The 23,586-nt window shown below is 69.5% G+C and carries 23 protein-coding genes; 7 read left to right on the top strand and 16 right to left on the bottom strand.

The annotated features are described in order from the left end of the window. Positions 1-18 precede the first annotated feature (18 nt). Together OHN74_RS25905 and OHN74_RS25900 are read left to right on the top strand one after the other, a co-directional pair. Complete coding sequence (locus tag OHN74_RS25905) at positions 19-273, top strand: type II toxin-antitoxin system Phd/YefM family antitoxin (protein ID WP_327696992.1); 255 nt, start codon at positions 19-21, stop codon at positions 271-273. Continuing rightward, the gene (locus OHN74_RS25900) at positions 270-521 is read left to right on the top strand and encodes a type II toxin-antitoxin system RelE family toxin (protein ID WP_327696991.1); all 252 of its coding nucleotides are present in this window, start codon (positions 270-272) and stop codon (positions 519-521) included. Before OHN74_RS25905 ends, OHN74_RS25900 begins: the two co-directional genes overlap by 4 nt. Here the strand turns inward: OHN74_RS25900 and OHN74_RS25895 are convergent. Then, entirely contained in the window at positions 496-876 is a 381-nt protein-coding gene (locus OHN74_RS25895) for a VOC family protein (RefSeq protein ID WP_327696990.1), read from the bottom strand. The two genes, OHN74_RS25900 and OHN74_RS25895, sit on opposite strands and share 26 nt — an antisense overlap. Beyond that, positions 873-1,712 (bottom strand): trans-aconitate 2-methyltransferase, encoded by an 840-nt coding sequence (locus OHN74_RS25890; RefSeq protein WP_327696989.1) that lies wholly within the window; start codon positions 1,710-1,712, stop codon positions 873-875. The genes OHN74_RS25895 and OHN74_RS25890 overlap by 4 nt, the downstream gene beginning before the upstream one ends. A gap of 129 nt (positions 1,713-1,841) precedes the next feature. On the opposite strand from OHN74_RS25890, the gene OHN74_RS25885 reads away from it, so the two are divergent. After that, positions 1,842-2,339: a MarR family winged helix-turn-helix transcriptional regulator gene (locus tag OHN74_RS25885; protein ID WP_327696988.1), complete on the top strand. Its 498-nt coding sequence runs from the start codon at positions 1,842-1,844 to the stop codon at positions 2,337-2,339. A 37-nt stretch (positions 2,340-2,376) separates the two neighbouring features. Here OHN74_RS25885 and OHN74_RS25880 read toward each other — a convergent pair whose 3' ends face one another. After that, positions 2,377-3,150 (bottom strand): response regulator transcription factor, encoded by a 774-nt coding sequence (locus OHN74_RS25880; protein ID WP_327696987.1) that lies wholly within the window; start codon positions 3,148-3,150, stop codon positions 2,377-2,379. Between the two features lie 297 nt (positions 3,151-3,447). Between OHN74_RS25880 and OHN74_RS25875 the strand changes: the two genes are divergently transcribed. Then, complete coding sequence (locus tag OHN74_RS25875; protein ID WP_327700272.1) at positions 3,448-3,918, top strand: GNAT family N-acetyltransferase; 471 nt, start codon at positions 3,448-3,450, stop codon at positions 3,916-3,918. Between the two features lie 3 nt (positions 3,919-3,921). On the opposite strand, the gene OHN74_RS25870 is transcribed toward OHN74_RS25875, so the two are convergent. The 4 genes from OHN74_RS25870 to OHN74_RS25855 form a co-directional block, all read right to left on the bottom strand. Then, a complete protein-coding gene (locus OHN74_RS25870) occupies positions 3,922-4,548 on the bottom strand; it encodes a Uma2 family endonuclease (RefSeq protein ID WP_443060445.1) in 627 nt (208 codons plus the stop codon). 228 nt (positions 4,549-4,776) lie between these two features. Beyond that, positions 4,777-5,100 (bottom strand): hypothetical protein, encoded by a 324-nt coding sequence (locus tag OHN74_RS25865; RefSeq protein WP_327696986.1) that lies wholly within the window; start codon positions 5,098-5,100, stop codon positions 4,777-4,779. 11 nt (positions 5,101-5,111) lie between these two features. Then, the gene (locus OHN74_RS25860) at positions 5,112-8,636 is read right to left on the bottom strand and encodes a DNRLRE domain-containing protein (protein ID WP_327696985.1); all 3,525 of its coding nucleotides are present in this window, start codon (positions 8,634-8,636) and stop codon (positions 5,112-5,114) included. 442 nt (positions 8,637-9,078) lie between these two features. Next, on the bottom strand, positions 9,079-9,954 hold the full coding sequence (locus OHN74_RS25855; RefSeq protein ID WP_327696984.1) for a LysR family transcriptional regulator: 876 nt from the start codon (positions 9,952-9,954) through the stop codon (positions 9,079-9,081). 114 nt (positions 9,955-10,068) lie between these two features. Between OHN74_RS25855 and OHN74_RS25850 the strand changes: the two genes are divergently transcribed. Then, positions 10,069-10,434, top strand: coding sequence for a YybH family protein (locus OHN74_RS25850; RefSeq protein ID WP_327696983.1), 366 nt, complete (start codon positions 10,069-10,071; stop codon positions 10,432-10,434). Between the two features lie 43 nt (positions 10,435-10,477). Here OHN74_RS25850 and galK read toward each other — a convergent pair whose 3' ends face one another. From galK to OHN74_RS25815, 7 genes are all read right to left on the bottom strand, one after another. After that, entirely contained in the window at positions 10,478-11,650 is a 1,173-nt protein-coding gene (gene galK, locus OHN74_RS25845; protein WP_327696982.1) for a galactokinase, read from the bottom strand. Positions 11,651-11,726: 76 nt separating this feature from the next. Beyond that, positions 11,727-12,689, bottom strand: a complete 963-nt coding sequence (gene galE, locus OHN74_RS25840; protein ID WP_327696981.1) for a UDP-glucose 4-epimerase GalE — start codon at positions 12,687-12,689, stop codon at positions 11,727-11,729. After that, positions 12,686-13,771: a galactose-1-phosphate uridylyltransferase gene (gene galT, locus OHN74_RS25835; RefSeq protein ID WP_327696980.1), complete on the bottom strand. Its 1,086-nt coding sequence runs from the start codon at positions 13,769-13,771 to the stop codon at positions 12,686-12,688. Before galT ends, galE begins: the two co-directional genes overlap by 4 nt. A 215-nt stretch (positions 13,772-13,986) precedes the next feature. Beyond that, a complete protein-coding gene (locus OHN74_RS25830) occupies positions 13,987-14,685 on the bottom strand; it encodes a helix-turn-helix transcriptional regulator (RefSeq protein ID WP_327696979.1) in 699 nt (232 codons plus the stop codon). Between the two features lie 262 nt (positions 14,686-14,947). Beyond that, positions 14,948-16,567, bottom strand: a complete 1,620-nt coding sequence (locus OHN74_RS25825) for an outer membrane protein assembly factor BamB family protein (protein ID WP_327696978.1) — start codon at positions 16,565-16,567, stop codon at positions 14,948-14,950. A gap of 55 nt (positions 16,568-16,622) precedes the next feature. After that, positions 16,623-18,395, bottom strand: a complete 1,773-nt coding sequence (locus tag OHN74_RS25820; RefSeq protein WP_327696977.1) for an outer membrane protein assembly factor BamB family protein — start codon at positions 18,393-18,395, stop codon at positions 16,623-16,625. A 263-nt stretch (positions 18,396-18,658) separates the two neighbouring features. Continuing rightward, complete coding sequence (locus OHN74_RS25815) at positions 18,659-20,464, bottom strand: ABC-F family ATP-binding cassette domain-containing protein (RefSeq protein WP_327696976.1); 1,806 nt, start codon at positions 20,462-20,464, stop codon at positions 18,659-18,661. A gap of 134 nt (positions 20,465-20,598) precedes the next feature. Here OHN74_RS25815 and OHN74_RS25810 point away from each other — a divergent pair, with 134 nt between their 5' ends. Together OHN74_RS25810 and OHN74_RS25805 are read left to right on the top strand one after the other, a co-directional pair. Beyond that, entirely contained in the window at positions 20,599-20,967 is a 369-nt protein-coding gene (locus tag OHN74_RS25810; protein WP_327696975.1) for a hypothetical protein, read from the top strand. After that, entirely contained in the window at positions 20,964-21,635 is a 672-nt protein-coding gene (locus tag OHN74_RS25805) for a nucleotidyl transferase AbiEii/AbiGii toxin family protein (protein WP_327696974.1), read from the top strand. The genes OHN74_RS25810 and OHN74_RS25805 overlap by 4 nt, the downstream gene beginning before the upstream one ends. Before the next feature lie 279 nt (positions 21,636-21,914). On the opposite strand, the gene OHN74_RS25800 is transcribed toward OHN74_RS25805, so the two are convergent. Next, entirely contained in the window at positions 21,915-22,556 is a 642-nt protein-coding gene (locus OHN74_RS25800) for a hypothetical protein (RefSeq protein WP_327696973.1), read from the bottom strand. An 82-nt stretch (positions 22,557-22,638) separates the two neighbouring features. Further along, entirely contained in the window at positions 22,639-23,244 is a 606-nt protein-coding gene (locus OHN74_RS25795; protein WP_327696972.1) for a hypothetical protein, read from the bottom strand. Positions 23,245-23,586 lie beyond the last annotated feature (342 nt).

Here is a 23,586-nt window from a genome sequence, read left to right as displayed (position 1 = left end):
TTGTGGCATCATTCGGCTATGACTGAGATCGCGATCAGCGCAGCCCGCTCCCAGCTCGGCGACCTTGTCCGCCGGGCGGCGCACAGCCGCGAGACCATCGCCCTCACCGACCATGGGCACGTGGCGGCGCTCCTTGTCTCGCCTCAGGTGATAGAGGATTTCGAGGACGCGCTGGCGGTGGCCGACTTCCAGCGGCGCAAGGCTGAGGGAGCGCTTGAGCCCGGCATCCCCATGGCGGAGGTACGCAGGCGGCTGGGGCTCGAAACCCGGTGACTTACGAGATCGTCTTCGAGCCGCACGCCCTCGACGCCGCGGCTCGGTTCCTCAAGGAGGATCCGAGCGGCCTCTCCCTGGTCCTGGACACCATCGACAAGCTGGCCACCGATCCTCGCCCGGCGGGGTCGATCCCCTACGGGTCACGCGACATTCGGCGCCTGCGCATCAACGACTACCGGGTCCTCTACTTCATCGACCAAGAGTCGATCCACATCCTCATCACCCACCTGGGCCGCACGGTCTGACCCTCTCCAGGAACTCCAGCCGGTTGCCCACCGGGTCGTACGAGAAGAACCGTCGGTGGCCAGGGAGTTCGTCGTCCCAGGCCACCGATGCCCCACCTGCGACCAGCTTCTCCGCGTACGCCTCGGTCTCGGTGACCCTCAGCCCCGGGTGGGCCTTCCTCGCCGCCCTGAAGTTCTCCTCCACCCCGAGATGCAGCTGTACCGGCCCCGCCTGGAACCAGCACCCGCCCCGCGCGGCCAGGGCCGGCGGTTTCGGGATCTCGGTCATGCCGAGGATGCCGACGTAGTACGCCCGCAGGGCATCCTCCGTGCCGGCCGGCGCGGCCAGCTGCACATGGTCGACGGCGGCGATCACCGCTCAGCCCGCCCTTCCGCTGTTCCACCTTTCCGCGCCACGGCGAACAGCCGCTGGAACGGCAGCACCGTGCCGTACGTCTCCGTCGGATACACCGCGCGCAGCAGGTCGCGGTACTCCGTGACGAACGCGTCCCGTGCCTCCGGATCGTCCGCCAGGGCGGTGAGGACGGGCACCAGTCCCGTCCCCTTGACCCAGTCCAGCACCGGGTCCTCGCCCTGCAGGACGTGCAGGTACGTCGTCTCCCACACGTCCGCCTCGCAGCCGAGCCGGGCGAGGCGGTCGAGGTAGACGAGGGGTGCGTGGACGGAGTCGTCGTGGCGCAGCACCTCGCCCAGGCGGCTCCTCCAGCGGGCGCCGGTGCCCAGCTCGCGCATCAGGCTGTGCAGGGGCGCGTCGAGGTTGTTCGGCACCTGGAAGGCGAAGGTCCCACCGGGCGCGACGGCGTCCAGCCAGGCCGGGAACGCGTCGAGGTGCCCCTCGACCCACTGGAGGGCGGCGTTGGAGACGATCAGGTCGTACGTCTCGGAGGGCGTCCAGGCCGAGGCGTCCGCGTGGGCGAAGTCGAGGCGTCCGCCGTCCGCCGTGGGGCCCGCGTACCGCGCCGCCCGTTCCAGCATCGGGGCGGAGTTGTCGTACCCGGTGATGTGCGCGGTGGGCCAGCGGTCGGCGAGTACGGCGGTGACGTTGCCGGGGCCGCAGCCGAGGTCGGCGATGCGCGGCTCGGTGGCGGGCAGGGCGGGGACTCGGGCGAGGAGGTCGGTGAAGGGGCGGGCTCGGTGGTCGGCGTGGCGGAGGTACTGGGCGGGGTCCCAGGTGGGGGTGGTGGCAGGCATGGAGGGCTCTCCCGGAAGTCAGGGGGACGATCACCGTCTACGACTCCACCCTGACCGAGAAAATATCTCGACGTCAAGAGACTTGAGGCCAAGAGACTTCACATCGACACAACCACTACACTGATCGCCATGGAGGACGAGGTCGATCGGCTGGTCGCTGCGTGGCGCCGGGAGCGCCCGGACCTCGACGTGGAACCACTCGAAGTGCTCAGCCGGGTCAGCAGGCTTGCCCGGCACCTGGACCGGGCGCGCAGGCTGGCGTTCGCCGAGCACGCCCTGGAGCCCTGGGAGTTCGACGTCCTGACCGCGCTCAGGCGCGCCGGAAACCCGTATCAACTCTCCCCCGGGCAGCTCCTCACCCAGACCCTGGTCACCTCGGGCACGATGACGAACCGCATCGACCGGTTGACGAAGAAGGGCCTGGTGGAGCGCCTCCCCGACCCCAGCGACCGGCGGGGAGTGCTTGTCCGGCTCACGCCGGAGGGCCAGGACAGGGCGGATCAGGCGCTCGCGGGCCTGCTCGACCAGGAGCGCGCGATCCTGGCGGAGCTGTCACGGGGACAGCGGGGCGAACTGGCGGGGCTGCTGCGCCAGTTGACCGCGCCGTTCGACAACATCCCCGGCTGACACCGGGATACGCCGACCGGTCAGGTGCTGCCACCGGTCAGGCGCTGCTGCTCTCCTCCACCGTGATCCGTCCACCGTGGCCCAGGTCGACGGGTCCGACCCCGGCCCGTCGGGCGAGAGCGACGGCGGCGAGCGTGGAGTGGACGCCGAGTTTGCCCAGCACGTTCTGCATGTGTGTACGCACGGTGTGCGGGGAGAGGAACAGCCGTTCGGCAACGGCTTTCCGGCCCAGCCCGGCGACCATGCACCGCAGCACTTCCCGCTCCCTGGGCGTCAGCGACTCGACGAGCCGCTCGCTCTCGGTGCGGTGCTTGCGGGCGGCGGTCAACTCGCGCAGCACACCGGTGAGAAGGGCCGGCGGGAGATGCGTCTCGTCGCGCAGCACGCCCCGGATGACGGTCAGCAGCCGGGACAGAGAGCAGTCCTTGGCGACCCAGCCGGAGGCGCCGGCCTGCAGGGCGAGCGCGGCCCTACGGGGGTCGTCCTTCTCGGCGAGGACGACGATCCGTACATGCGGATGTGCCGAACGGACGCCCGCGACCAGCGAGATGCCGTCGACGAGACCCTCCGCGTTGCCCTCCTGCACGGGCACCGCCGACCGCGCCCCGGGCACGTTGCCGCCCAGGTCGGAGTCGACGAGCAGGACGTCGAACCGGCGGCCCTCGGCCACCGCGCGCTCCAGACTGCGCAGCGCGGCGGGACCGCTGCCTGCGGCGGAGACGTCGACGTCGGGCTCCGCCGCCAGGGCGGCGGCGAGCGACTCGGCGAAGATGCGATGGTCGTCGACGACCAGGACTCGGATGCGAACCACTGAAACCCCCTTCCCCGAGCTCCTCAAGAGCTGGGGACACCCAATCGTCGGGGGGACAACCCGTGCGGACACGACGCCCGGAGCAGTCCCCGGCTGTTGCTTCTGGCCTGGGACGGGGCTGCCGCGGTCACCGGCGCACGGCCGCCGCCGTGCGATGACTGCTACCCCCACTCCGGGCGTCGTACCCGACTGTCTCGCCCCCTGATCAGCACCGGCCCCCACCGGTGCTGTTCATCAGGGTACGGCCGGGAGGCAGGAGCGGAAGGTAATTCACAGAACTGATTGGCCAGGGCGTTTATGGTGTGCCGCATGTTTCGTATTGAGACAGAAGTCGACAAGGAATGGCTCACCCTGCTCCGGTCGCGGTTGCGCGACGCGAACACGGCGGCATCACCCGTCCTGCGCGCCCTGCGCGGCACCCCTGCCGAGCGCGAAATCCCGCTCCACGTATGGGCGTTGAACGAGGACGGAAGCCTGGCCGGCGGCCTCGTCGGCCACACCTGGACGGCCTGGCTGCATGTGGCGTATCTCTGGGTCGACGCCCCGCACCGGGGCAGCGGCCTGGGCTCCCGACTCCTCGCGGAAGCGGAGCGCAAGGCACACGAGGAGCGCGCATGCACCCACGCACGCCTGGAGACCTGGGACTTCCAGGCACCGGACTTCTACCGGAAGCAGGGGTACGAGGTGGTGTGCGTGATCCCGGACTATCCACCGGGGGTGACGGAGTACACGCTGACGAAGCGGTTGCGTACCGTCACACCTGGCTGACGGTCAGACCTTCCTGAGCGCGTCCAGCGTGATGTCGACGTCGATGTCGTAAGGCGCGGTGAGCTTGAGATGGTCGTGGTGGATGCCGGTGAGGGCGTAGGTCTTGTTCACCGGGTCGATCTCGTAAGCACGGACGACCGGGTGTTGGTTGGGGTCGGCCATCTCGACGAGCCAGAAGTAGGGGATGCCTGCGGCGGCGTACTTGCGGGGCTTGGCGTCACGGTCGCGGGCCTCTGAGTCGGGGGAGACGACCTCGATGGCGAGCAGGACGTCCTCGGCCCGAAATCGGGTCTGCTCCAAGCCGGTGATGGCCGCCGCGCGGACGACGGAGAGGTCGGGTTCAGGGCCGTTGCGGCGGTCCAGCACCACGGTCATCTCACGCTCGACGCTCAGATCCTCGGGGACAGTCCGGCGCAGGCCGTTCATCAGCAATTCGATCATCTTGGCGTGGAAACGCCGCTGCGGACTCACAAAAACCAGGCTCCCGTCGATCAGCTCGGTGTGCGGCGGGAGGTCGGGCAGCGTGAACAGATCGTCCACGGTGTACCCGTCCTGGGGCGGCACCGGCCAGCGGCAGCCGGGCTCAGCGGTCGGCTCGGCAACGGGCTCGGCGGTCATGATTCCTCCCATGGACGGAATTCTCGGCCTGCCCTCACACGGTAACGGCCGGAATCCGGAACCGTCATCACAAAGGGTGACGTCATGATCAGGAATCACCTCGGCGCGCCCGGCACGGGCCTTTGCAGCAGGTCCGCGAGGCAGGATCTCCGCCGAGTCCGTGGCTGGAGCGGACCGGCTCACCTCGGCTGTCGCGGCGCGGCACGTCCAGGAGACGTGCCGCGCCGCGGGCGGGCGGGGTTACAGCAGTGCGGACGTGATCTTCGGCAGCAGGAAGCCCAGCAGGTACACCACCAGCACCGGTGCCCGCAGGGCGATCACCGCCCGACCGAGGTTCCGCGGAACACGGCCTCCACGGCTGAGGAGCACGGCGCTGAGGCCCACCGACACCACCACGCCCACCACGACACGCAGCAGCACCGCCCGCGTGTCCAGCGAGGTGTACGGGTCCGTGTAGGCCCAGACGCCGACCACGAGGGCAAGGACGAGCGCCGTCGCGGCCTCCGCCACGAGGATCCCGCGGTGCCGCGAGACCTGGCCGACCTCGGTTGTGGTTGTCGCCATGGATTCTTCGGTCACGAGTACCACTCCGGCCACACCTTGTAGATCCAGATCTTCATTTCGGGTACGAGCTTTCGCTGGGTGGTGAGAGGCCGGTACTTGTAGTTGTGATTGTGCTGTGCCACGAAGATCTTCCCGTTCGCGTCGATCTTCGAGATGACGGAGGAGTGCTCGACGCCGTCCTTCCTGTCCGGATCCCAGTCGTAGAAGATGACGTCCCCGAGTTGGGCACTGCTGGTGGAGTGCGTCGTCCACAGGGCGTAGTGGTAGACGAAGTTCTTCAGCGCCGCGGCGTTGATCCAGGTGCGGGACTGGTTGTAGCCGTACACCTTGCCCTTGTAGCGCCACCAGTAGTCGAGATCGTCCTCGTTCCAGTAGGCGTACGAGTCGTACTTCTTCTTCATCCCGCCGCCCAGGTGGAGTGCCCTGGAGACGAAGTTGGTGCAGTCCTGGCTGTACATGGCGTCCTGGTACGCGTGGCTGACGGCCCAGCCGGCGATTCCGCCGTAGGACATGGACACGCTGGCCTGCTGAGCGTCGTAGGAGACGGTGGTCGCCGTGGCGCTCGTGCTGGTGCTGTCGCCGTCGAACTCGGAGGCGTCGTCGGTGTCGTCGAGGGTTCCGGTGTCGAGGGTGTCGCCGAAGTCGGTCAGGGCCTCGGCGCCCGCGCTGACGGTTCGTTCGCCGGCCGCGGCGGTGATGTGGCCGGTGAGGCTGGGTGCCGTGCCGGCCGTGAAGGTGTAGATGTCCGTCGTCACCCCGCCGTCGTCGGTCGCGTCGGGGGTCTCGCCGTCGACCCCGGACACATAGGTGGCGGTGGTGGTGGCGGTGGCTCTCAGGTCGACGGTGGAGCCGGTGGTGCCGGGCATGGCCAGGACGTCCGTGAGCGTGCTGGCGGGCTCCTCGGCGTCCATGTCGTCGCCGGTCACTCCGGCCCGCTCGGTCAGGGGCGTGGCCTGTTCGGCGTCGAGGACGTCCGCGAAGCCGTCGCCGCTGTCGCTCGCCGCGACCGCCGTCTCCGCGCTGACCTGGTCGCCGGTGAGCAGGGCGTTCTGGGCGGCGAGGTACTCCTCCAGAACCGTCCGGTAGGCGGCGGTCCCTCCGGTGACCGCCACCGGGGTGACCGAGGACGAGGTGGTCCCGGCGCCGGTGCCGTAGTCGTTGGCCGGTGTCACGGTGAACGTGTACGCCGAGCCGTTGGTCAGGCCGGCGAGGATCGCGGACGTGCCCGTGGTCGTCGTGGTCGCACTGGTCGTGGTGCCGTTGAGCTTCGCCACGACCGTGTAGGTGACCTCGTCGTCCTCGTCGCCGGTGAACTCGGACGCGGCCCAGGTGACCAGGGCGCCCTTCTCCCCGGCCCGGGCGGTCAGTTCGCTCACCGCGGTGGGAGCGGTGCCGGTGGTGTCCTCGTCGGGGGCCGTGGTGTCCTCCTCTGCGACGTCCAGGGTGAAGGACTTCAGCCCGCTGTACGAGGAGCAGACGGCGCCGACACAGGCGCGCGCCTTCCATCTGTACGTGGCTCCGTCGGTCAGCAGCCCGTCCGGGACCTGGAGTGCGGCACGCTCACCCGAGGCGACGGTGGCCGTGCCCAGGGGACTGTCGCCGACGACGGTGCCGGAGCTGTTGTAGAGCACGTACTGCGCCTCGACGTCGTCCTGTCCGAGCGCGGTGACGACGGCGGTCAGCAGCGGTGTGCCGGTCTCGGTGGCGCCGGTCCGCAGGTCGCTCGGGACGTCCGGGATGTCGAGTGCGCCCGTGTCCACGGTGAAGGTCTGCCACGACGTCCAGGCCGTGGAGTAGTCGGTGCCGTCGTAGGCGCGGGCGCGGATGCGCAGGTGGGTGCCGTCCGGCAGGGGGGTCGAGGACGGCACGGTCAGGGGGGTCGCCTTGCCGGAGCTGACGTATGCGCTGGACTTCGTCAGCGAGTACGTCGTGTCGGCGTAGACGGGGTCGGGCTCGATCGCGTACTGGACGCGGGCCTTGGCGCCGGAGTCCGCGTCGGTGACCTTGGCGGAGAACACCGGCGTGAGCGCGGTGACGATCTTCTCGGTGCCGCTGGTGGTGCTCGGCGCGAGGGTCGGTGAACTCGTCTTGGGATACGAGTTGTACGTGACCGTCAGGTGCGGCTCGGTCGAGCCGTCGCCGGAGACGTAGTTGGCGGAGCGGAAGCGGCGCCAGGTGTAGGAGTCGGTCTCGCTGACGCCGCGGACCAGGAGGCCGTAGTTGGTGGTGCCGTCCGCCCAGGCCTGGACGATGTCGTCGATGTCGAAGTTCATCGTGCCGGCCGGGCAGTCCGAGGAGTACCCCTTGGCCGCGGTGTTGATCACCTGGCCCGTGCTGGTGCCCGCGGGCTTGTCGGCCCAGGTGATCGTGGAGGACGACCAGGACTCGGTGATACGGCGTACCACGGTGCCCGTGCCCTCCGTGCAGGACGACGACCAGTACGAGTACAGCGCCAGGTTGGTGTCGAGGATGTCGGTACCCGCGAAGTCCGAGACATCGAACTTCATGAACGAACGGGCGACTGTGTCACCGCCGTCGTACGTGCCCGACTTCAGCTCGGTGGAGGATATCTGCGAGTCGTTGTAGTTGGTGGCGACCCAGGTGTCGGTCGTCGCTGCCAGCGTGGTGGTCGGGTCGACGGTGACGGGGTAGGTCAGGTCCTGGTCGAAGTAGGAGGCGTCCGGGGTGAGTACGAGGGTCTGGGTGCCGTCGGCCGCCGTCTCGATCTCCGTGTCGACGGAGGCGAGGTGTTGTGACTCGCCGGAGGCCGCGTCCTTGGAGGAGTCCCACATCATGGGCGCCGGGGCCTCGGCCACCAGATCGCCGTCGGCGTTCCTGAGCAGCAGGTGTCCCGAGTCGGCCTCGGAGAGGGTGAGTCCCTCCGTGGTGACGGGGATGCGGTAGGCGAGCGCGCCGTCGGGGGCCGAGTCTAGGACGACGTTCTGGGAGAAACCTTCCTTCAGGGCGGTGACCGTCAGGGTCTCGCCGTCGCCCAGGGCGTAGGAGGCGGTGTCGCCGTCCACCGTCGGGGTCGGCAGGGTGTCCTCCCAGCCCAGGCTCAGGGACACGTCGTCCTGGGCGACGGAGGCGAGCTTCCTGTCACCGCCGTCCGACACCGTGATGTCGGCGGCTGCCGCCTCGGGCTCCAGTGCGGCACCCTCGTCGGACAGTTCGGTGTCGATGTCCTGCCACGAGCCGTCGGCCCGCTTCACCCGCACCGGGCCGGCGTACGAATCGGCCGTCAGCGTGCCGTCCGGGTTCACGTACACCGTGGAGTTCTCGGTGCGCCGCGAGGTCAGCTCGACGCGCTCCCCGCTCAGCTTCGCCTTGCGCCTCGCGAGTTCATCCTCGGACAGGAACGACAGCGCCTTCGCCGCGCCCTCGCTCCCGGTGTCGTCCAGGGTGGTGACCGGAATGGTGATTCCGGGCGCCGCGGATGAGTCCCCTGTGGCGGTGCTCAGCAGAGCCCCGCCGCCGGACGGACTCCCGCTCGCCACGAACCCCGTGAGCAGCAGTACCACCCATGCGGCACGCATACCGTGTCTGTGCCGGGATCTGTAGCGGGTTCTGTACCGGGCCCCGTGCCCGTCGAGCGTCCCCCTGTACCTGTTCAAGTGCCACCTCTCAAATCGCCTGACGGCAGCGGGAGTTCGGCTGCCGTGGGGCGGAAGATAGCGGCACCTCTTGTGCGTCCGGACAGGTCGGGGCGGAGTCGGCCGAGGCGGCTGTGGGGCTGCTGTGGACTGCCGCGGCGAGTTCCGTGAGGTGGATGCGAGCGGTCTGTACGCGTACCGGACGATGTCCGCACTTCCTCCCCCGTGGGGGCACACCTGTGTCCCCCGAGTGAACCGCCGGACGGCTTGCGGGTCTTCATCAAGCTGTGATCCGAGGCGATCGGCGGCCCGGCATGCCTGCGTACGGCGGCAGTCCGGGGAGCGCGGTCCGGGGCGGCGGCTGCGGGGGCGGCGAGGGCAGGAGTCAGGCGAATGCCCGGCGGCTGTGCACGAGCAGCTCACGCAGGGCGGGGTCGGGTGTTCTCCTCCAGACCAGGGCGAGCAGCGCCGGGGTCTCGACGTCGTCGATGGTGCGGGCGGTGAGGCGGTCGCGGTGGTCCGCGGCCATCGACTCGCTGAGGACGGCGACGCCGAGCCCCCGGGCGGCGAGGCCGGCGACGGCATCCGCGGAGCCGGCCTGGAGCGCGATGGCGGGGTGGATGCCCTGTGCCGCGCAGGCACGGTCGAACACCGTGCGCAGGCCGGTGCCGGGCGGCATGCAGACAATCGGGTGGGTGGTCAGGTCGCGCAGCGAGACCCGCTGCCGTTTCGCCAACGGGTGCCCGTCCGGCACTGCCACGACGAGCCGCTCGCTGATGATCGTCAGCGCGTCCAGCCCTTCGGGGGTGGCGGTCGCCGTACCGATGAGAGCCAGGTCGACGGTGCCGGTGCGCACCTGCTCGACGAGCCGGTCGGAGTTGTCCTCCAGCAGGGAGATCTCCACACCGGGGTGTGCCCGGTGAAACGCGGCGAGGGCGTCGAAGAGCGGTGTGACGGTGCATCCGACGACCATCCCGACCGTGAGCCGGCCCCGGATCAGGTCGGTCACCTCGCCCACCGCCTGTCCGACCGCCTCGGCCGCGGCGAGGGCGGCTCGGGCGGGTCCCAGTGCGGCCTTTCCCGCGACGGTGAGGGTGGCGGTGCGCGCCGACCGGTCGAACAGTTCGGCGCCGAGTTCGTGTTCCAGTCGGCGGATCTGGGCGCTGACGCCGGACTGGCTGATGTGCACCCGCTCGGCGGCCCTGGTGAAGTTCTGCTCTTCGGCGACCGCGACGAAGTACTCCAACTGCCTCAGTTCCATGACTGGGGATTCTAGTTTCCAGAAGAACCATCTGTTGGACTTCTGGTGGGCGGGTTGCCAGGCTGGGAAGTGAACCCCCAGGTCCGAAGCCCGACGAACCGCCAGGAGGCACCCGTGCCGGAGTACGAGAAGGCCATGCGGCCCGAGGACATCACCCGCTTGTTCGTCGAACGGTCCAACGCCGGTGACGCGGCCGGGGTCGCCGCGCTCTACGAGGAGGACGCGGTGCTGGCCTACCCGCCCGGCGACCGGACGGTGGGCCGGGAGGCGATCCGCGCACTGTGGGAGAAGGTGCTGGCCAACGGTCCCCGCTTCGAACCGGAACAGCCGCTGCCGACCCTGGTCTGCGGGGACATCGCCCTCACCTCGACCCCGCCGAAGGACGGAGCCGGCGCCCGGGCACAGGTCGTCCGCCGTCAGCCCGACGGAAGCTGGCTGCGGCTGCTGGACCAGCCGGAGTTCGTCTCTCCCACGCGCTGACCGGTCACGTCGACCGGCCGCCGCAACCGGTCACTTCAACCGGTCACTTCACCCTGCGCGCCCCCGCCGAAGGCACCGCCGTGAACACCCGGGGTGCCGTGTACCCGGCCGCGCCGAACGCCTCCTCCACCGCCTTGCCGACTCGCTCCGCGGCCTCCGCCTCGACCAGGACGATCGCCGAGCCGCCGAAGCCGCCGCCCGTCATCCGGGCGCCCAGGGCGCCGGACTCGACCGCGGCCTCGACCACCAGGTCGAGCTCCGGGCAGGACACCCGGAAGTCGTCGCGGAGGGAGGCGTGGCCCTCGGTCAGGATCGGGCCGATCGCGCGGGTGTCACCGCCCGACTTCAGCAACTCCACCACCCGTTCGACTCGGTGGTCCTCCGTCACGACGTGCCGTACCAGGCGGCGTACTTCCTCATCGCCGCCCGCGTCGGCCAGCCGGGCCAGTGCCGCGTCGAGGTCCTCGTACGGCACGTCCCGCAGCGCGTTCACGTCCAGCAGTTCCGCGCCCCGCTCGCAGCCTGCCCGGCGCTTGCCGTACTCGCCCTCGCTGTGGGAGTGCTTGACCTGGGTGTCGACGACGAGGAGGCTCATGCCCTCGGCCGCCAGGTCGAAGGGGATCTGGTCCTGGGACAGGTCCCGGGTGTCGAGGAACAGGGCGTGGCCCGCGGTGCAGCACGCCGAGGCCGTCTGGTCCATGATGCCGGTCGGGGCGCCCACGTACACGTTCTCCGCACGCTGGCACAGACGGGCCAACTGCCAGCGTTCCAGGCCCAGTTCGTACAGGTCGTTCAGGGCCAGGGCGACCACCACCTCCAGTGCCGCCGACGACGACAGGCCCGCGCCCGTCGGTACCGTCGACGTCAGGTGGATGTCCGCGCCGGCCGACACCGCCGTGTGGCCCGCGTCCTGGAGCGCCCAGATCACGCCTCCCGGGTACGCCGTCCAGCTCTTGTCCGACTCGGGCGTCAACTCCCCTGCCCGCAGCTCGATGACGCCCCCCTCCACGTCCGACGAGTGCAGGCGCACCACGCCGTCCGTGCGGCGGGAGACCGCTGCCATCGCCGTGTGCGGGAGGGCGAAGGGCATGACGAAACCGTCGTTGTAGTCGGTGTGTTCGCCGATCAGGTTGACCCGGCCCGGCGCCGCCCACACGCCCTCCGGCGCGGAACCGTACAGACCCTCGAACGCCTCGGCGACATCCACAGTCGTCATGCCCTCTACCTCTGACCTTTCGTTTCGTACGTTCCGGGCCTGCGGCCTGCCAGGCCCAACTACCTGCTGCTTTCCGCTACTTGCTGTGCCGCTGCGCGAACTCCCACGCGTCGGCGACGATTCCGGCCAGGTCGGACCGGGTCGGGTTCCAGCCGAGTCGGGTCCGGGCGCGGTCGGCGGAGGCGACCAGGACCGCCGGGTCGCCGCCCCTGCGCGGGGCCACGACCTCCGGGATCGGGTGCCCGGTGACCCGGCGCACCGTCTCGACGACCTCGCGGACCGAGAAGCCCTCGCCGTTGCCGAGGTTGCAGATCAGGTGTTCGCCCGCCGTCGCGGCCGTGAGGGCCAGCAGGTGGGCGTCCGCCAGGTCGGCGACGTGGATGTAGTCCCGTACGCAGGTGCCGTCCGGGGTCGGGTAGTCCTCGCCGTAGATCGAGATCGCGTCCCGCTTGCCCTGGGCGACCTGGAGGACGAGGGGGATCAGGTGGGACTCGGGGTCGTGGCGCTCGCCCTGGGTGGCGTACGCGCCGGCCACGTTGAAGTAGCGCAGCGACACCGCGGCGAGGCCGTGGGCCGTCGCCTCGCTGGTGATCATGTGGTCGACGGCCAGCTTCGAGGCGCCGTAGGGGTTCGTCGGGGACGTGCGGGCCGTTTCGACGATCGGGGTCGTCTCCGGCTCGCCGTACGTCGCCGCCGTGGACGAGAAGACCAGCTTGCGTACGCCGGCCTCGCGCATCGCCGTGAGCAGCGCCATCGAGCCGCCGACGTTGTTGTCCCAGTACTTCTCGGGCTTGACGACCGACTCGCCGACCTGGGAGGAGGCCGCGAAGTGGAGCACCCCGTCGAACGAGGAGTCGAGCCACTTGGCGGCGTCCTTGATGTCGCCCTCCACGAACGTGGCACCTGCCGGGACGCCCTCCCGGAAGCCCGTCGAGAGGTTGTCGAGGACGACGACCTCGTGGCCGGCCTCCAGCAGATGCTGGGCGACCACCCCGCCGACATAGCCCGCACCACCGGTGACCAGGTACTTACCGCTCATGAACTCGCTACCTCTCGCAGTCGCTGGGCCGCGGATTCCGGCTGGATGTCGTTGATGAACACGCTCATCCCCGACTCGGAGCCCGCGAGGAACTTCAGCTTGCCGGAAGTGCGGCGAATGGTGAAAAGCTCGAGGTGGAGCGCGAAGTCGTCCCGGTTGACGCCCTCGAACTCCTCCAGCGTGCCGAACGGAGCCTGGTGCCAGGCCGCGATGTACGGCGTCGGCGGCTCCCCTGCCCCTTCTTTCGCACCACCCGGTCCGTCGAAGATCCGGTCGAAGCGCCTCAAGAGTTCCAGGTACACCTGGGGGAATTCTGTGCGGGCCTCCTCGTCGAGCGCCAGCAGGTCCGGCACCCGGCGGCGCGGGTACAGGTGCACCTCGTACGGCCAGTGGGCGGCGTACGGCACGAAGGCGACCCAGTGGTCGGTGGCCAGGACCAGTCGTTCGCCCGCGAGTTCCTTCTCCACGATCGCGTCGAAGAGGTTCTCGCCGCCCGTCGCCTCCTTGTGCGCGGCCACCGAGCGGAGCATCAGGGCCGTGCGGGGGGTGGTGAAGGGGTACGCGTAGATCTGGCCGTGCGGATGGCCGAGGGTGACGCCGATCTCGGCGCCGCGGTTCTCGAAGCAGAACACCTGCTCCACGGAGGGGAGGTGCGACAGCTCCGCCGTCCGGTCGGTCCACGCCTCCAGGACCAGCCGCGTCTGCTCCTCGGTGAGGTCGGCGAAGGTCGAGTTGTGGTCGGAGGTGAAGCAGACCACCTCGCAGCGCCCGGAGTCGCCGGCCAGGGAGGGGAACCGGTTCTCGAAGACGACCACGTCGTACGACGAGTCCGGGATCTCGCTCAGCCGGTCGCCCTCGGTCGGGCAGAGGGGGCACTCGTCGGCCGGGGGGTGGTAGATGCGGCCCTGGCGGTGCGAGGCGATGGCCACCTCGTCGCCGAGCAGCGGGTCCCGGCGTACCTGCGACGTGGTGACCGTGCGCTCCAGGGGGCGCCGGTCGACCGCGTCACGCACTGTGTCGTCGCGCAGGTCGTAGTAGATGAGCTCACGACCGTCGGCGAGCCTCGTCGAGGTCTTCTTCACGCCGGACTCTCCATCCGTACCCAAACCAGCCATTACAAGCCAGGAACCGCCGGGACAAGCACAGCCAAGCGAAGCCAAGCTTCAAACAGAACCGAACACATCAAATCATAAATCCACAACCATCGGTATACCCAGGCGAGCCGTGAAACGTCAGCGGAGCCGGAGTTCACGGGAACTCCGGCTCCGCAGTCTGGAGAGCGAGACACCTCGTCGGGTCAGAAGTCCGCTTCGGGAGGTGAGTGCAGATGCACCGGGCCCGCCCGGTCCAGCAGTCCCGTACGGGCCGCCAGCGCCGCCGCCTCCAGCCTCGACCCCACCCCCAGCTTCATCAGCACCCGCTGCACATGCGTACGGGCCGTACTGGGCGCGATCCCCATGCCGGCCGCGATCAGCCGGGTGTCCTCGCCGTCGGCGACCCGGACCAGGACCTCGACCTCCCTCGGCGTGAGCATCTGGAGGAGGCGCTGGCCCTCGTCGTCGGGCTGGGCGGCGGGGTTGAGCAGCTCGCTGAACGCGCCCTGGAGCAGCGCCGGAGCGATCGCCGCCTCGCCCGCTCTGGCCTTCATGATGGCGCGCTCGACGCCTTCTATGCGCTCGTCGTGACGTACGTACCCGGAAGCTCCGGCGGCGAAGGCGGCGGCGATGCCGCGCGGGCTGGGCACCGGGCCCAGCACCACGACCGCCACCTGCGGACGCTCGCGCTTGATCCGCACCACCGGGTCGAACATGCCCGGCTCGGCCGGGGTCGCCGTGCCCAGCAGGCACACCTCCGGCGCGCGCGTGATCACCAGTTCCGCCGCACCCGCGGCGGGTGCCGCCGCGGCGAGCACGCGGTGTCCGCGCAGCTTCAACGCCGAGGCAAGCGCCTCGGCGAGCAGTCGGTGGTCGTCGACCACCATCAGCCGCACTCCCATCGAGCCACCCCCCAGTCCCCCCAATGGTTGTCCCTTCTGGATGTCCATTGGTCCCCACGGTCGGGAGCCCCCCGGCTCCCCCCGCTTCTCATGCCCCCGGAAGCTACACGCTTGTTCGACGTTGCGCTTCCCCTACTGAAGAGAAGTGCCCCGGATCGCGGAAAATCCTCTCTTTCGAGGGTGATGAGTAGTACGTGCACGGCCCCGCCCCTGAGCAGGGACGGGGCCGTCAACACAGCGGTCGGTGATCAGTCGATCGTGTTCACCTCGTGCCGTACGCGATCGCCAGGTACCTGGTCTCCCCCGTGCTGGAGGGCTTTCGGGCGTAGACCTGGGACATGTAGAGGCGGCCGTCGGCGTAGACGATCTCGGCGTAGTCGGGCTGCATGGTGGCCTCGATGTCCCGCACCGCCTTCGTCGCCGGGTTCTCCATCAGCTTCGTCTGCGCGAAGGAGCCGCCGTCGATGCTGACCACCTGGCCGCCCTTGTCGTAGGGCGGGCGCTTGTACGCGATCACGTTGCCGTCGTCCATGGTCAGCGGCGAGATCGTGTAGCCGTTGCCCGCGTCGGCGCGCTGACCGTCCTGCTTGCCGGTGGCGAGGTCGAAGGACACGATCTCGTTGGTCTTGCTGTACTCGCCGGTGCCGTCGTGTTCCTCGGTCGGGAGGTACAGCCTGTCGTTGCCGACGGCCAGCTTGGTGCAGTACTCGATCCTGGTGATGCCCTCGCACTCGGCGGCGTACCTGTCGCCGGGTGCCGAGATCTTCGTACGCAGCTGTCCGGTCTTGTTGTCGATGGAGAAGAAGTCGGAGATGCCGCTGCCGTCGCCCGCGGAGCGGTTGATGTCGGAGGCCACGACCAGCGGGTTCGTCGACACGATGCTGGCGTCCTCGATGCCCTTGGCCATCGCGTACTCGGAGAGCACCTTGCCGGAGACCGGGTCGATGGTCTGGATGTTCAGCTGCCGGGCGTCGTACGTGCCGCACTTGCGGACCGCGACCAGCTTCTCGCCGCCGCCGTAGCCCGCGTCGTAGCAGGAGTCGGTCGGCTTCGGGGTCCACAGGGACTTGCCGGTGATGTCGAAGGCGGCGCCGCCGCTGGTGCTGCCCACGGCGACCGTGTTCGCGCTGACCGTCACGTTGTCGAGGTTGATCACCTGGTCGCCGGACTTGACCGTCCGCGTCCACAGCTTCTTGCCGGCGTCGAGGTCGATCGCCGCGACCTGGCTGCAGCCGTGCGAGGGCTTGTCCTTGGTCGGCATGGCGGGCTCGTACACGATCGCCGTGCTGTGGTCGGCGGTGGTGTGGCGGCTCGCCGCGCACACCGGGCCGGGCAGCGGGACCGTCCAGAGCTTGGTGCCCTTGGCGGGGTCGTACCCGACGATCTCGGCGTTGCCGCTCTTGGCGTACACGGTGTCGGTGAGCCAGGACCCGACGACGGTGACACTGCTCTCGTCGGCGCCGACGGCCGGCTCGGGGAGCTGGAAGAGGACCTTGGAGGCGGTGTTCGCGGGCGCCTTGTCCGTACCACCGCCACCACCGGTGCCGCTGTCGGTCCCGCCCGTGCCACCGGTCGTGCCGGAGCCCGTGTTCTTGCCGTCGCTGCTGCCGTCCTCGGAGGAGGAGTACCAGACACCGCCGCCGATGATCAGCGCGATCGCGACGACGGCCGAGACGATGATGGCCGCCTGCGCGTTCACCTTCCTCTTGGGGGTGGGAGGTTGAGGCGGATGGACGGGCTGCGGCTGCTGCGGGTAGCCGTAACCGGGAGGCCCGTACGGAGGCTGCGGCTGCTGGGCGTACGGGTTCGGGCCGCCCTGGGGGTAGCCGTAGCCGGGGGGAGGCTGCGGGGGCTGGTTGGGCGGGGGCGGCGGCTGGGTCATGACGTGGGTACCTCGGGAGCGGAGAGAGAGAAGAGTGGGACAGGGAAAGGACGTGTTACTTGCCGTAGGCGAGCATCAGCTTCTCCTTCAGCTCGTCCCTGCCGCTCAGTCGGGTGGTGGAGAGATAGAAGCGGCCGTCGACCCAGTCGTACGCCTTGGAGTAGAAGCCGTTCTCGACGTCGGCGGCTGCCGCCGGGTTCTTCAGCAGCGTCGTCGGGGTGTGGCTGCTGCCGGTGACGGGGATCGACACGACCTGGCCGCCGGCGTCGTACGACGGCTCGACGTAGGCGATGAGCCGGCCGCCCTCGACCTTCAGGGGCAGCATCGATTCGTCGGCCGGTGACTTGGCGCGCCACTTCTCCTTGCCGGTGGCCAGGTTGATCGCGACGATCTCGTTGGCGCCGGTGGTCGCCTTGGTCGGCAGATAGAGGGTCTCGGCGTCGGTGGCGACGCCCTGGCAGCCCTGGAGGTCGCGTTCGAGGATCGCCCAGCCGCACAGGGGCGCGAAGGACTCGTCGACGGCCACCTCGGAACGGAAGCTGCCGTCGGCCTTGAGCGTGGAGATGTTCCACGACTTCTTGTCCTCGTTGGTGAGGTAGAGGACGACAGGATCGACGGAGTACGTGCGCCCGACCGCCCAGCCCTTCGGAATCGGCCGGGTCCACCTGGCCGCCCCGGTCCTCGGGTCGAGCTCCTGCACCTCGTCGTGCTCGGTGGAGGTGGACGCCCCGCAGGACGACACGACGATCAGCTTCGCGCCGCCCGCGAAGGCGGCGGGGAAGCAGGCGGCCCCGTACCTCACCTTGTCGAACAGCTTGGCGCCGGTGTTCAGGTCGTACGCCGTGCCGGACTGCGAGCGCCCGACCATCAGGGTCGTCCCGGTGAGCGTCAGCTCGACGCTGAGCGCGCTGTCGAACAGCGCCCCGTCGGCGACCTTTCCGCTCCATCCCTTCGCACCCGTGTTCAGGTCGAGCACCTGGAGCTGGTTGCACTTGGCGCGGTCGCTGGCACCGCTCATGTAGGCGACCACGATCTTGTCGTCGGCCGACTTCTGCGGAGTGACGGCGCAGATCTTCTGCGGGAAGGTGATCGGCCCCCAGGCCGTGTCCCCGTCCCCGACCCGGAACGCGAACATCTCCTTGTACGCCGACTTCACGGCCACCTTGTCGGTGATCCACATGCCGTCGGCATCGGCCCCGGAGGCGGGCGCGTCCGGGGCGTCCTTGGACCAGAGCACCTTCGACTCGCCCGCCTGGCGACCCTCGTTGAGGTCGTCGGGGTCGGCACCGGCAGTGCCACCGCCGGCGTCGTCGCCGCCCCCACTGGCGTCGGCGGGGCCGGAGGGGGGCACGGAGAGGTCGGGGCCGGCCTGGCTTCCGCCGGCGGAAGGCTTGTCGTCGTCGCCACCGCCGCTGGTCACGGCGTACACGGTGCCCCCGATGACGAGCAGCGCGGCGACGGCCGCCCCGAGCATCAACGCGGGCCGCCCCTTGAAGGGGTTGCGGGAGGGCGGCGGAGGTACGGGGGCCCCGGGGAACTGCGGGGGCTGCTGGCCCGGGTAGCCGTAGCCGGGGGTGGGCGGCGGCGCCCCGTACGCCGGGGGCTGCTGGGCGTAGGGGCCGGACTGGGCACCGTACGGGCCCGGTTGGGCGTAGGGGCCGGGCTGTTGCGGATAGCCGTACCCCGGCTGGGGCGTGGGCGGGGCCGGCGGCAGGGGCGGCGGGGCCCCGTAGGGCGTTCCCTGCGCCACGTGCGGCGGGGTCTCCGGCGGTGGGCCGAAGCCGCCCTGGGGCGGACCCTGGGGCGGTTGGCTGGGCGGCTGGGTCATCAGCGCGTTCCCCCTTCAGCTGATTTTTAGCCACGCCTCGAGGCACGCGAACGGTGCGCGGACGCACGCGTAGCGGTGCTCGGGGAGTCTCAGAGGGCTCTTTCTACCACTCCGTGGCCACCCCGCACCGGACTGTATCCGCCCCTGCCCACCTCTGTTCCCAAGGGCGAACCGCCCCGTGATGCCGCCGTTATGCGCGTTCACGTGCCCTTCACGCCACGTCTGCGAGTTTCACCGTTCGTCCGCCTTCGGCGGTGCGACGACTACGCCTCGTCCGCGAGTTCCAGCCACCGCAGTTCCAAGTCGTCGCGTTCGCCGGAGAGTTCGCGGAGTTCGGCGTCGAGTTTGGCGACCTTCTCGAAGTCGGTGGCGTTGTCGGCGATCTGCGTGTGCAGCCTGCTCTCCCGCTCGGACATCTTGTCCAACTGCCGCTCGATCTTCTGGAGTTCCTTCTTGGCTGCGCGGGTGTCGGCGGCGCTCTTCTCGGTGACGGCCTTGGCGGCGGGAACCGGTACGGCGGCTGCGGCGGCATCCTCCATCCGCTTGCGCCGCTCCAGGTACTCGTCGATGCCGCGCGGCAGCATCCGGAGGGCGGCATCGCCGAGGAGCGCGAAGACACGGTCGGTGGTCCGCTCGATGAAGAACCGGTCGTGGGAGATGACGACCATGGACCCGGGCCAGCCGTCGAGGAGGTCTTCGAGCTGGGTGAGGGTCTCGATGTCGAGGTCGTTGGTGGGCTCGTCGAGGAAGAGGACGTTGGGCTCGTCCATGAGCAGACGCAGGATCTGCAGCCTGCGCCGCTCACCACCGCTCAGGTCCCCGACCGGGGTCCACTGCTTCTCCTTGCCGAACCCGAACGTCTCGCACAGCTGCCCGGCGGTCAGCTCGCGCCCCTTGCCGAGGTCGACCCGGTCCCGGATCTGCTGCACGGCCTCCAGCACCCGCAGGTTCGGGTCGAGCTCGCCGACCTCCTGGGAGAGATAGGCCAGCTTGACGGTCTTCCCGACGGCGACCCGCCCGGCGACGGGCTGTGTCTCGCCCCCGCTGCGGGCGGCATCGGCCATGGCACGCAGGAGGGAGGTCTTGCCGGCGCCGTTCACCCCGACGAGCCCGATGCGGTCACCGGGGCCGAGCTGCCAGGTGAGGTGCTTCAGCAGCACCTTGGGCCCGGCCTGCACGGTCACGTCCTCAAGGTCGAACACGGTCTTGCCGAGCCGGGTCGAGGCGAACTTCATCAGCTCGCTGCTGTCCCGGGGCGGCGGTACGTCGGCGATCAGCTCGTTGGCGGCCTCGACGCGGAAGCGCGGCTTGGACGTACGGGCGGGTGCCCCGCGCCGCAGCCAGGCCAGTTCCTTGCGGACGAGGTTCTGCCGCTTGACCTCCTCGGTGGCGGCGATGCGCTCGCGTTCGGCGCGGGCGAAGACGTAGTCGGTGTAGCCGCCCTCGTACTCGTACACCGCGCCCTTCTGCACGTCCCACATGCTGGTGCAGACCTGGTCGAGGAACCACCGGTCGTGGGTGACGCAGACGAGCGCGGAGCGGCGCTCGCGCAGATGCCGGGCGAGCCAGGAGATGCCCTCGACGTCGAGGTGGTTGGTGGGCTCGTCGAGAACGATCAGGTCGGGATCGTCGATGAGCAGCTTGGCGAGCGCGATCCGACGCCGCTCACCACCGGACAGGGGCCCGATGACGGTGTCGAGGCCCTGCGGGAACCCGGGCAGGTCGAGTCCGCCGAACAGCCCGGTGAGAACGTCCCTGATCTTGGAGTTCCCGGCCCACTCGTGGTCCGCCATGTCCCGGATGACCTCGTGGCGGACGGTGGCGGCGGGGTCGAGGGAGTCGTGCTGGGTGAGGACACCGAGTCGCAGACCGCCGGAGTGGGTGACACGCCCGGTGTCGGCCTCCTCCAGCTTGGCGAGCATCCGGATGAGGGTGGTCTTGCCGTCGCCATTACGACCCACGACCCCGATCCGGTCCCCCTCGGACACCCCGAGCGAGATCCCGTCGAGCAGGGCACGGGTCCCGTACACCTTGCTGACGTTCTCGACATTGACGAGGTTGACGGCCATTTTGCTCCTGAGGTGGGTGGGTCGACCTTCCAGGATAGTGGGCGGGGTGGGTGGGGTTGGCGGGCGGATTCGCGGGGGCCGGTGAAACGGCATCGTGTAGGCGCCCGCGCGGGCCAGGAGGAATAATCACCGGCATGGCACCGCAGTCCTTCTCCAGTTCCCAGCTCTCCACGGCCGACGTGCTGCGGGCGCGCTACGCGGACCGGCTCCCGGACGCCATCGAAGACCTCGCCGGTCCGACACACGGCCAGGTTCCGCTGCCCCTCCACATCGCCTGGTCAGGTCTGCGCAGCTACGATCTGGACCGGCCCCGGCAGCGTATGAGCCTGTACCGCACCGTCCTGGCCGAAGGACAGCGGGATGATGTGGCGGCCTTCCTCCACCGCGATCTGCTGATCGAGCAGTGGCCGGTCCTGCGCACCCTCATCAGTCGGCACATCCGTACGGTGTGGGAAGAACACTTCCCTGAACTCGTGCGCCGGACCGGACCGACTGCGGCGTGAACCTCAGCGGCCTCCACCGTCGGCTCCTCGCCGACGTCCTTTCCATCGGCACTCCTTATCCGCTGGTCATCACGGGCGGATACGCCGTCCAGGCGCACGGGCTCGTAGACCGTCTCAGCCAGGACATCGACGTCGCGACCGAGAACCCTGCTCCCATGGCTGCCATTGCCCAGGATCTGAGGCAGGGGCTCTCACACCGAGGCTGGCAGGTCACCGTAATCAGTGTCGACCCTCTCTCCGCTCGTCTGCTGGTGGCCAGCCCCGACACCGGCGAGGACTGCGAAGTGGACGTCCTCAAGGAGAACTTCTGGGCGTCGCCCGAGTTGACCGAACACGGACTGGTCCTCTCCTTCGAGGACGTCATCGGGACCAAGGTCCGCGCCTTGGCCGATCGCGGTGCCGTCAGAGACCTCATCGACGTTCACGCCGCCGCCGACAGCCACAATCTTCAAGATCTCGAACGGCTCGGCGAGCTGCATGGTCGCGGCGAGTTCCGTCTCCAGGACCTCCGTGAGCGTCTCGGCGGTGCGGAGTGGTTCGACGACGACGAATTCGCCGCTTATAGCCTCACGTCGGAGGAGACGGAAGAACTCAGAGTCTGGGCCCAGCACTGGGCAAGCGACCTCGATCAGCGGCTGACCGGGGTGGCAGAGGACCACGACGACTGACAGCGGTCCGTTCTGAATGAGCGGGGCCCGACCTGAGCCGGGCACCGTCATGCCCAGTCTTGGGCACTCTGGCTGAGGTCGTACGCCTCGTTGTAGCCGTCAGCTTGCCTGACCGCCCCAGATTCGGCGGCTCGTCCCAGAAGCAAGGCGTCACCCGCCGGCGAGCACGCCCACCGCTGCCGTCGGTCCCTATCTTCTCGGCGGACGCGACCAGATCGGGAACGCCGAGTGAGGGCCCTCCCCATGCGGCCGTACGGGGAGGGCCCTCAGTCCGTGCCTCTAGTCGTCGGCCACCAGGTACTCGACGTTCACCACGACGAACTCGCCGTAGTGGAAAGCCGATCCCAGCGCCGCCAGCCGCGCGTAGTGCTCCGGCGAGAGCGTCGCGCCGGACGCGGCGCCTGTCCGGGCCATCGCCCGCAGCAGCAGCCGGAACGCCAGGTCCGGGGTGCAGTGATGGACACACTCGGCCAGCGCCCGCCCGGCCCGCTCCGGTACGACGCGGTCCTCACCGATCTCGGCGAGGACCGCGTCGGCCAGCTCCACGCCGTCCCACTCGACGGGGACGGCGGCGGGGACGGCGCTCTGCGCGTGCCGGGACAGCCAGGCGTCGCACAGGCCGGTGAGCGTCTCCATCCACCGCGTTCCCGAGGTGACGCCGGTCCGTCCTCCGGAGAAGCCGGAGAAGAAGGACGGCCCGACCGCCGTGCCGGCCAGCCACAGCACCTCGATCGTCTCCGAGGGGAGCAGCAGCAACAGCCGGGCGTCCCTCCGGACGGCGAGAACGCTCTCCGGGTCCAGTTCGTCGCAGAGGTGGTATCCGACCGCGTCGGCGGCCGTGGGCCCGTGATGACTCCAGTCCTCGTGGAACATGCTCATCAGCCAGGTCACACCGAAGTCGGACTCGTCGGTACTGCGCATTGACCGTCACCTTCTGTGCTGGGGACCAGATCGGGAAGGCCGTGTAGGGCCCCGCGCGGAGAGTGCCTTACGGGCCGTACGGCTAGTCGCCCTCGGCCACCAGGAATTTGACGTCCTCCACCACGAACTCGCCGTAGTGGAGTGCCGATCCGATGCGATCCAGCCTCTTGTACTGGTCCTCGGACAATGACGCACCGGGGGTTTCCACGGCGACCCTCAGCAGCACCCGCAACGCCAGGTCCGGGGTGCAGTGGTGAGCGCAGTCGACAAGCGCCCGGCGTACCTCGGCGGCCAGGAACCCCATCCCCTCGATCTCGGCGACGACCGCGTCCCGGTGGGCCAGACCGTCCTCCGTGTCGGCTCCGGTGAGAGGGCGTACCTCACTCTGTGCGGACAGCCAGGTGTCACACACGCCGATGACCGTCCGCGTCCACTCGGCCGCCGAGTTCTGCTCGAATCTCGGGATGTACTGCGATCCAGCCGTCCACAGCAAGTCCAGCGACTTGGACGGAAGGTTGTCGAGGAGCGTCCGGGCGTCCCGGCGGACCGCCAGGGCATACTCGCCGGCCCCTTCCGGCAGGTGTTGCTCGACGACCTCGGCGGCGGTGTCGGCCTCGTAGCCCCAGTCCTGATGCCAGAAGCCCATCACCCACGAGACGCCGAAGTCGAACTCGGTGAAGCGTTGCACAGCGGGTCACCTTCCTACTTCGGGTAGCAGGTCTGCACGTAGTGGCCCTGGGGTGTTTCGGCTGACCCTCCGCCTTGGGCGCTCTGACGAGCTTGATGAAGTAGCCGTTGCCCGCGGCCATTGTGCCAAGGCGTCGATGACCACAGAGCCGCTGGCCATGAGCATAAATATGCTCGCGCAGCAGACCAAAGCGCGGACGGGCCGTTGGAAATGCGGTTCGCCGATGAGGTGATGTACGTGAGCGGAAGTGTCGGCGTCGTCTGAAGGGTGACCGGGAGCGGCTGGTGGTGCGGAGGGTCCAAACCCGCTCCACCGGCCTCGCAAGCTCCATCCCTTCGCGGA

The sequence above is a fragment of the Streptomyces sp. NBC_00459 genome (genome assembly GCF_036013955.1).
Taxonomy (GTDB): Bacteria; Actinomycetota; Actinomycetes; order Streptomycetales; family Streptomycetaceae; genus Streptomyces.
This window is presented reverse-complemented; position numbering and strand designations above follow the sequence as displayed.

What these genes read in the sequence shown, in the direction of transcription:
- OHN74_RS25820 (WP_327696977.1), bottom strand. Translation starts at nt 18,395, where the DNA reads ATGACCCAGCCGCCCAGCCAACCGCCCCAGGGTCCGCCCCAGGGCGGC.
- OHN74_RS25830 (WP_327696979.1), bottom strand. Translation starts at nt 14,685, where the DNA reads ATGGGAGTGCGGCTGATGGTGGTCGACGACCACCGACTGCTCGCCGAG.
- OHN74_RS25875 (WP_327700272.1), top strand. Translation starts at nt 3,448, where the DNA reads ATGGTGTGCCGCATGTTTCGTATTGAGACAGAAGTCGACAAGGAATGG.
- OHN74_RS25865 (WP_327696986.1), bottom strand. Translation starts at nt 5,100, where the DNA reads ATGGCGACAACCACAACCGAGGTCGGCCAGGTCTCGCGGCACCGCGGG.
- OHN74_RS25870 (WP_443060445.1), bottom strand. Translation starts at nt 4,548, where the DNA reads ATGGGAGGAATCATGACCGCCGAGCCCGTTGCCGAGCCGACCGCTGAG.
- OHN74_RS25825 (WP_327696978.1), bottom strand. Translation starts at nt 16,567, where the DNA reads ATGACCCAGCCGCCGCCCCCGCCCAACCAGCCCCCGCAGCCTCCCCCC.
- OHN74_RS25855 (WP_327696984.1), bottom strand. Translation starts at nt 9,954, where the DNA reads ATGGAACTGAGGCAGTTGGAGTACTTCGTCGCGGTCGCCGAAGAGCAG.
- OHN74_RS25800 (WP_327696973.1), bottom strand. Translation starts at nt 22,556, where the DNA reads ATGCGCAGTACCGACGAGTCCGACTTCGGTGTGACCTGGCTGATGAGC.
- OHN74_RS25905 (WP_327696992.1), top strand. Translation starts at nt 19, where the DNA reads ATGACTGAGATCGCGATCAGCGCAGCCCGCTCCCAGCTCGGCGACCTT.
- galK (WP_327696982.1), bottom strand. Translation starts at nt 11,650, where the DNA reads ATGACGACTGTGGATGTCGCCGAGGCGTTCGAGGGTCTGTACGGTTCC.
- OHN74_RS25815 (WP_327696976.1), bottom strand. Translation starts at nt 20,464, where the DNA reads ATGGCCGTCAACCTCGTCAATGTCGAGAACGTCAGCAAGGTGTACGGG.
- OHN74_RS25810 (WP_327696975.1), top strand. Translation starts at nt 20,599, where the DNA reads ATGGCACCGCAGTCCTTCTCCAGTTCCCAGCTCTCCACGGCCGACGTG.
- galE (WP_327696981.1), bottom strand. Translation starts at nt 12,689, where the DNA reads ATGAGCGGTAAGTACCTGGTCACCGGTGGTGCGGGCTATGTCGGCGGG.
- OHN74_RS25890 (WP_327696989.1), bottom strand. Translation starts at nt 1,712, where the DNA reads ATGCCTGCCACCACCCCCACCTGGGACCCCGCCCAGTACCTCCGCCAC.
- OHN74_RS25885 (WP_327696988.1), top strand. Translation starts at nt 1,842, where the DNA reads ATGGAGGACGAGGTCGATCGGCTGGTCGCTGCGTGGCGCCGGGAGCGC.
- OHN74_RS25860 (WP_327696985.1), bottom strand. Translation starts at nt 8,636, where the DNA reads ATGCGTGCCGCATGGGTGGTACTGCTGCTCACGGGGTTCGTGGCGAGC.